The sequence below is a fragment of the Bradyrhizobium sp. genome, assembly GCF_049586575.1.
Taxonomy (GTDB): domain Bacteria; phylum Pseudomonadota; class Alphaproteobacteria; order Rhizobiales; family Xanthobacteraceae; genus Bradyrhizobium.
This window is the reverse complement of the sequence record NZ_JBAVCF010000634.1, coordinates 1-6,678: the sequence shown is the minus strand read 5'-3', so window position 1 is coordinate 6,678 and position 6,678 is coordinate 1. Positions and strand designations below refer to the sequence as shown.

The 6,678-nt window shown below is 61.4% G+C and carries 9 protein-coding genes; 4 read left to right on the top strand and 5 right to left on the bottom strand.

The features are described 5' to 3' along the window. The 4 genes from WB528_RS23500 to WB528_RS23485 form a co-directional block, all read left to right on the top strand. A partial coding sequence (locus WB528_RS23500) for an ATP-binding cassette domain-containing protein (RefSeq protein WP_423891182.1) occupies nt 1-858 on the top strand: 858 nt, incomplete at its 5' end. Nucleotides 859-1,059: 201 nt separating this feature from the next. Beyond that, on the top strand, nt 1,060-1,254 hold the full coding sequence (locus WB528_RS23495; protein ID WP_423891180.1) for a hypothetical protein: 195 nt from the start codon (nt 1,060-1,062) through the stop codon (nt 1,252-1,254). Nucleotide 1,255: 1 nt separating this feature from the next. After that, nucleotides 1,256-1,609, top strand: coding sequence for a c-type cytochrome (locus WB528_RS23490; RefSeq protein WP_423891178.1), 354 nt, complete (start codon nt 1,256-1,258; stop codon nt 1,607-1,609). A gap of 133 nt (nt 1,610-1,742) precedes the next feature. Continuing rightward, on the top strand, nt 1,743-2,372 hold the full coding sequence (locus tag WB528_RS23485) for a pyridoxamine 5'-phosphate oxidase family protein (protein WP_423891176.1): 630 nt from the start codon (nt 1,743-1,745) through the stop codon (nt 2,370-2,372). A 61-nt stretch (nt 2,373-2,433) separates the two neighbouring features. Here WB528_RS23485 and WB528_RS23480 read toward each other — a convergent pair whose 3' ends face one another. The 5 genes from WB528_RS23480 to minC all read right to left on the bottom strand — a co-directional run bounded on the left by WB528_RS23480 (nt 2,434) and on the right by minC (nt 6,158). Beyond that, entirely contained in the window at nt 2,434-3,240 is an 807-nt protein-coding gene (locus WB528_RS23480) for an AAA family ATPase (protein WP_423891174.1), read from the bottom strand. A 43-nt stretch (nt 3,241-3,283) separates the two neighbouring features. Then, nucleotides 3,284-4,066: an AAA family ATPase gene (locus WB528_RS23475; RefSeq protein WP_423891172.1), complete on the bottom strand. Its 783-nt coding sequence runs from the start codon at nt 4,064-4,066 to the stop codon at nt 3,284-3,286. Nucleotides 4,067-4,342: 276 nt separating this feature from the next. Further along, complete coding sequence (gene minE / locus WB528_RS23470; protein ID WP_423891184.1) at nt 4,343-4,627, bottom strand: cell division topological specificity factor MinE; 285 nt, start codon at nt 4,625-4,627, stop codon at nt 4,343-4,345. Further along, nucleotides 4,627-5,442, bottom strand: a complete 816-nt coding sequence (minD, locus tag WB528_RS23465; protein WP_423891170.1) for a septum site-determining protein MinD — start codon at nt 5,440-5,442, stop codon at nt 4,627-4,629. The genes minE and minD overlap by 1 nt, the downstream gene beginning before the upstream one ends. Before the next feature lie 20 nt (nt 5,443-5,462). Then, complete coding sequence (minC, locus tag WB528_RS23460; protein ID WP_423891169.1) at nt 5,463-6,158, bottom strand: septum site-determining protein MinC; 696 nt, start codon at nt 6,156-6,158, stop codon at nt 5,463-5,465. Between the last annotated feature and the right edge of the window lie 520 nt (nt 6,159-6,678).

Below are 6,678 nucleotides of genomic sequence, written 5' to 3'. Positions count from 1 at the left end.
CACGACCGCATCGAGGGGCTGGAGCATATCGACAAGATCATCGACATCGACCAGTCGCCGATCGGCCGCACCCCGCGCTCGAACCCGGCGACCTATACAGGCGCGTTCACGCCGATCCGCGAATGGTATGCAGGCCTGCCCGAAGCAAAGGCGCGCGGCTACGAGCCCGGCCGGTTTTCGTTCAACGTCAAGGGCGGCCGTTGCGAGGCCTGCGAGGGCGACGGCGTCATCAAGATCGAGATGCACTTTTTGCCCGACGTCTACGTCACCTGCGACGTCTGCAAGGGCAAGCGCTACAACCGCGAAACACTCGAAGTGCTGTTCAAGGGCAAGTCGATTGCCGACGTGCTCGACATGACGGTCGAGGAAGCCGCAGAGTTCTTCAAGGCGGTGCCGCGCGTCCGCGAGACCTTCAAGACGCTGCACCGCGTCGGCCTCGACTACATCCATGTCGGTCAGCAGGCGACAACGCTCTCGGGCGGCGAAGCCCAGCGCGTCAAGCTCGCCAAGGAGTTATCCAAGCGCGCCACCGGCCGCACGCTTTATATTCTCGACGAACCGACCACGGGCCTGCATTTCCACGACGTCAAAAAGCTGCTGGAAGTGCTGCACGAGCTGGTGTCGCAGGGAAATACGGTGGTCGTGATCGAGCACAATCTCGAAGTCATCAAGACGGCCGACTGGGTGATCGACCTCGGTCCCGAGGGCGGCGACGGCGGCGGCGAAATCGTCGCCTGGGGCCCGCCGGAGGACATCGTCAAGGCGCCGCGCAGCTATACCGGCAAGTTCCTGGCGCCGGTGTTGAAGAAGGCTGAACGCAAGCCGCGGAAGAGCGGGACGAGTGAAGCGGCGGAGTAGCCTGAGGCCTCCCTGGCGCGACGCCGCCCCGATCGCCGCTCCGTTGGCACACCATTAAAGCGCGTCAGGTGATTTTCCTGTCGTGCCAATGTCCCGTGCCGCCAATTGAATCCGGTTCCATTGACCCAGCGCAATGTCCCGGAGCTGATTCCGATCCAGGTTAGCGCTTCTCCGAAATGACGCGCATGGTTGGAGAGAGCAATGCGATCGAATAGTCAGCTGGATTACTCTGTGCCGCGGCCGGGAACCCCTGAAGCCATTGATCTGGGATGCACCTGCCGCTTCATCGGCCACGATGCCAAGCTGGAGGAACTCGGTCCCGCCGGAATGCTGGCAGCGCTCGATGCAAATTGTCCTGTTCACGGAGCTGCGCCTCCGCTTGAGGAGCACGAGTGACATGTGGCGCAACTCTCGCCTTCATATCGGCCTGTTCATCCTGGTCGCACTGGCGGCCTTCTTCTTCATCCGCCAACATAGTGCGAGGGGAGCCACACCCGGCGCGAACGGCATATCGGAGGGACATCGCCTGGCGAAGGCCTGGTGTGCGAGCTGTCATGCCGTCGAGCCCCACATGGCAGGAATGCCGGGCGATCCGCCCAGCTTCGAGGCGATCGCCAACCACCCCGGAATAACGCCGCTTGCGCTGAAGGTGTTCTTCAGAACCAGCCACAAGGACATGCCGAACCTGGTCATACCGCCCGATCAGGCGGACGTTCTTGCCAGCTATATCCTTAGTCTGAAGACCAACTAGCTGCCGGCGTTCGCACCGCACCACTTTCCATGATCAGACGCTTCTGCAGGTTCTGCCTTGCGCGCGATCTTGACGCTTCGGGGCGGCGGTCTGCTATGAAGGGGAACTGATTAAGATCTGGCGCCGAGGCCCCATGACCGACCCGATTGACCGCGCGCCGTTCTACCACGACGGCATGCGCGAGCTGCAGGACCGCTTCGACGGCCGACGTGTCGCCGACGGCCTCGAGAAGCATCGCCTCCACTTCGAGTTCTGGGAGCAGGACCGCGATCTCATCGAAACGGCGCGGTTCTTTTTCATCGCGACGAGCTATCAGGACAACGTCGATTGCTCGATGCGTTCGGGCGATCCCGGCTTCGTCAGGATTACCGGGCCCGACACGCTCGAATATCCCGAATACGACGGCAACAACATGTACCGCACACTCGGCAATATTCACAGGAATCCGAACGTCGGGCTGTTGTTCGTACGCCTCGACGGCAAGACGTTCCGCACGCGCATCCGGGGCAAGGCAACGATCCACGACGAGGCGGAGACAGTTAGGCACCATCATGGCGCGAAACTCGTCGTGCGCGTCACATGCGAGATCTTCCCGAACTGCCCGCGCTACGTTCCAGACCTGATGGGCGCCTCAGTTTCCGTGCCGGCGAATCCGTTCGTTCCCCGACCCGGCTACGAGCCGCCGGCGCCCGAATGGAAAAGCCGGGATTACCTCAAGGACGTGCTCTCAAAGTACGACCCGCATCGAAAAGGCGAGGCATAACCCGCGTAGGATGGGAAGAGCGAGGCGAAACCAATCATGCTTGGCGTTGGGGAGTCGCTCTCTACACGCCACCCTCTCGCTCCTCGATGCCGATCTCCTCCATCGCCGCTTCGACAAACCCCTTCGGATCGTCGCAGAACTCGCGCAACGCCTTGTAGTGATCGGTCCGCTCGACGGTGGTTGGCTCCAACCCGGATTCGTTCAGACGCAGCAGCGTCGCGTTGGGGTAGGCCATCAGGACCGGCGAATGCGTCGCCATGATCACCTGACAGCGCCGCGACTTGTCCATGCGATAAAGCAGCTTCAGAAACTCCATCTGGCGCGCGGGCGACAGCGCCGACTCCGGCTCGTCGAAAATGAAGATGCCCTGCCGCTGGCAGCGCTCCGCGAAGAAGCGCAGAAAACCTTCACCGTGCGAGTGGGACAGGAAGTCGGGCGGCGGCCCTCCGCCCATCGGATATTCCTGCGCCATCTGGTCCAGATATCTCGCCACCGAGAAGAAGCTTTCAGCGCGAAAGAACCATCCGTTGGTGATCTTGGGCAGCCAGCTCGCGCGTAGCGCCTGCGACAATCGTCCACCCATCTGCTCCATCGCCCAAGAATGGTCCACCGTCGCATAGCCCTTGCCGCCGCCCGCCTCGTCATAGCCGGCGAGGATTGCGACCCCTTCGAGGAGGGTGGATTTGCCGGCGCCATTTTCGCCGACGATGATGGTGATGGCCTGCTCGAAGCTGATTTCAAAGTCGTCGCGGAGGAACGGCAGGCAGAACGGATAGGCTTCGCGATCCGGAATGAGCGTGGGCTCAAGCCAGATCCGCTTGAGATAAGGCGCCGGCAGATTGATGTTGCGGTTTCGCCGTGAACTCATGTGCTATCCCGACTATGTATAATCTGAAGCGCTTTCAATGGTTCTAAGCGCCTTCCCGCTCCCCGAGGTCGACATCCAAAATCGCCGCCTCCACAAATCCCTTTGGATCAGCAAAAAACTCGCGCATCGCCCTGTAGTGGTCGGTCTGCCGCAGCGTCGTCGGCTCCAGCCCGTATTTGGTGAACTGAAGCAGCGTGGCGTTGGGATAGGCCATCAGGACCGGTGAATGCGTCGCCATGATCACCTGGCAGCGCTCCGATTTGTCCATGCGGTAAAGCAGTTTCAAGAATTCCATCTGGCGTGACGGCGACAACGCCGATTCCGGCTCGTCGAAGATGAAGAGTCCTTGCCGCTGGCAGCGTTCTTCGAAGAAGCGCAGGAAACCTTCGCCGTGCGAGTAGGAAAGGAAATCTGCCGTCTGGCTCCCCACCGCGTCGAGATATCTCGCGACAGAGAAAAACGTTTCCGCTCGAAAAAACCAGCCGTAGCTGATCTTCGGCACCCAGCTTGCGCGCAGCGCCACTGTCAGTTCTCCACCACCCTCCTCCAGGGCTTGCGAATGATCGACGGTGCTGTAGCCCTTGCCGCCGCCGGCTTCATCGAAGCCCGCCATCACGGCAAGGCCCTCCAGCAGCGTCGATTTGCCGGCGCCGTTCTCGCCGACAATGATGGTGATGGCGCGATCGAATGAGAGCGAGAATTCGTCGTGCAGAAACGGCAAGCAAAAAGGATAGGCTTCGCGATCCGGAACGAGCGTCGGCTCGATCCATACCCGCTTGAGGTATGGCGCCGGCAGATTGATGTCGCGATTTCGACGTGAACCCATGCCCCCGCTCCAACACACGCAAAACGTGCGCGGAACATATCAGGAACATCATTTGGAGGGAAGTGGGATTACGGCATCGGTCGTTCCTGCGGAAGCTGGGACCCATGACCACCGATGTGAATTGCCGGAAAGTCGCCTCGCGTCAGAGGCTTGCAAGACAGGCCGCGGCGAATGGGTTCCGGCGCCTTGTGCGCAATTGCGCACCAGGCCTGGACGACGTCCCATTCTGGGTGGTTGAGGCGCACGCCGCGGACGGCGATCCCTCGTTCCCCCGCCTCACGCCACGGCTGACAATCTTTCGGCTGAATTGGGCACCTCGATATCGATTTCGAGCGTCGATACGTCGTTGCCCCTTTCCATCCTGATATTCAGCTTTTCCGGGTCGAACGCGACATGGCGCGAGACGACTGCCAGGATCTCGGATCGGAGCAGGTCCAGCAAATCAGGTTGGCCACGCAAGCCGCGCTCATGCGCCAGCAATATCTGCAACCGCTCCCGTGCGACGGGTGCAGATGCGGGTGCCGGTGCGGCGCGGCTTCCGAACAGCCGCGGAAAGCTCATCATGCGGCCCTCCGTCCGAGCAACCGGTTCATCAGGCCCTTCCGTGCCGCCGGCACCATCATCGGGATCGTCGCGCCCATCAGGCGGCGCGCCGCATCGACATAGGCGCGAGCCGGCGCGCTGTTGGCGTCGTTCAACGTCACGGGAGAGCCTACATTGGAGGCGCGCAACACGTCCTGGCTCTCGGGAATGATGCCGAGCAGCGGCGTCGCCAGGATATCCAGCACGTCCTCGATCGTCAGCATTTCGCCTCGCGCCGCGCGCGCGGTGTCGAACCGGGTGATCAGGAGATGCTTCTGCACCGCCTCACCCTTTTCGGCCCTCACGGTCTTGGAATCGAGCATGCCGATGATGCGGTCGGAATCGCGCACTGACGACACTTCGGGATTGCTGACGACGACGGCTTCGTCCGCGTAGCGCATCGCCAGCATCGCGCCCCGCTCGATGCCGGCCGGGCTGTCGCAGATGATCCAGTCGAACCTGGTGCGCAATTCCCCGATGATCTTGCCGACGCCTTCCTCCGTCAGCGCATCCTTGTCCCTGGTTTGCGAAGCCGGCAGCAGCCACAGATTTTCCAGACGCTTGTCGCGAATGAGAGCCTGCGAAAGGTTCGCGATGCCCTGCACCACGTTGATGAAGTCGAAGACGACCCGCCGTTCCGCACCCAACACGAGATCGAGGTTACGCAAGCCGACGTCGAAGTCGACGACGACCACCTTCTCTCCCATTTGCGCAAGCGCCGCCCCGAGAGCAGCGGTCGAAGTGGTCTTGCCGACGCCGCCTTTGCCTGACGTCACAACCACAACTTTGGCCATTCTTGTTCTCCCAAAACCAATTAATTGAGTGGTGTAATTTGCACGACGTCCCCTGCGAGCCAGACTTGCGTCGGCCCGTGGTACAGAGTGGCGTCGATCTGTTCCGCAGTGAGGTAGTATCCGTCGATGGCCAGAAGCTCGGCCTCGATTTTCTGGCTGTAGATCCGTGCGCTCAAATTGCCGTTGATGCCGGCCATCGCGCGGCCGCGCAGCGTTCCATAGACGTGGATCGAGCCGCCGGCGACAATCTCGGCGCCGGAACTGACCGATCCGACGACGGTGATGTCACCCTCGGGAAAGACGACCGACTGGCCGGAACGCACCTGGGTGTCGAGCAGCAGCGACGCCGCTTTGGGTTTCGCTTCGGTTTTTTTCGGTGGTGGATTATTCGGAATGACGCACTGGCGGCCGCCCATCATCAAAGGCGGCATACTCGTCGTGAGACGCGTGGCGTCCACGCCCTCGATGCCGAGAATGCGGAGATCCCGTTGTTCGAGGTTCGCGACGAGTTGGGCAATCGCGTTCTGGCTCAGATCGACCGCCGACAGATCAAGCACCACCGGTTTACCGACGAAAAAGCCGGGCGACTGGCGTAGCGCGGCGTCGACCTCCGCAAGCCAGTCCAGGATCGGCACAACAGGGGAAAATACGAACGCTACATAAGATCGCCCCCGTATGCGGAAAGGCTTAGGTTTTGTCCCCACAACGGCATCCATGACGACGGCTACACCTTTGGTTGGCCGGACGCGCAAATGGCCGGACGTGACTACCGAACGCGAGCAAACTCCCCATGCCCGCGTTTGGCTGTTGATCGGAACTGAAGTGAGTCGGCGGGCGAAATTGAGTCGAAAAAAGGAAACGGTTGGGGCGCCGTGCAGCGAAACGTTGTCATTGCGGATACGCCGCTCGGGTTCTCTGTCCGAACTTCGCCACATTCGCCCGCGCTTGCGTCGTCATTCCGGGATGCGCCGCCACGTGCATTCCTCCCGACATTGGTTTGGCGCAAAGGATTCCGAACTCGCCGCTCTCGCGGCGTTCCGGATGAAGCAATTGCTGATCACTTGACACGAATTCGGTCGCAGCAACTTGCCGGTCGTGCCAATTGGCGGCATCGGCGTGGCGCCAGCGCCGAAAACTTCCCCTTGCGTTGTCGGGCAAATCACGTCCAATAATTCGGCCGTCTCGCGCTCCTCACGGAGGGGCGCTTCGCGGTCGTCACGAACGTTGAGCGCGGGA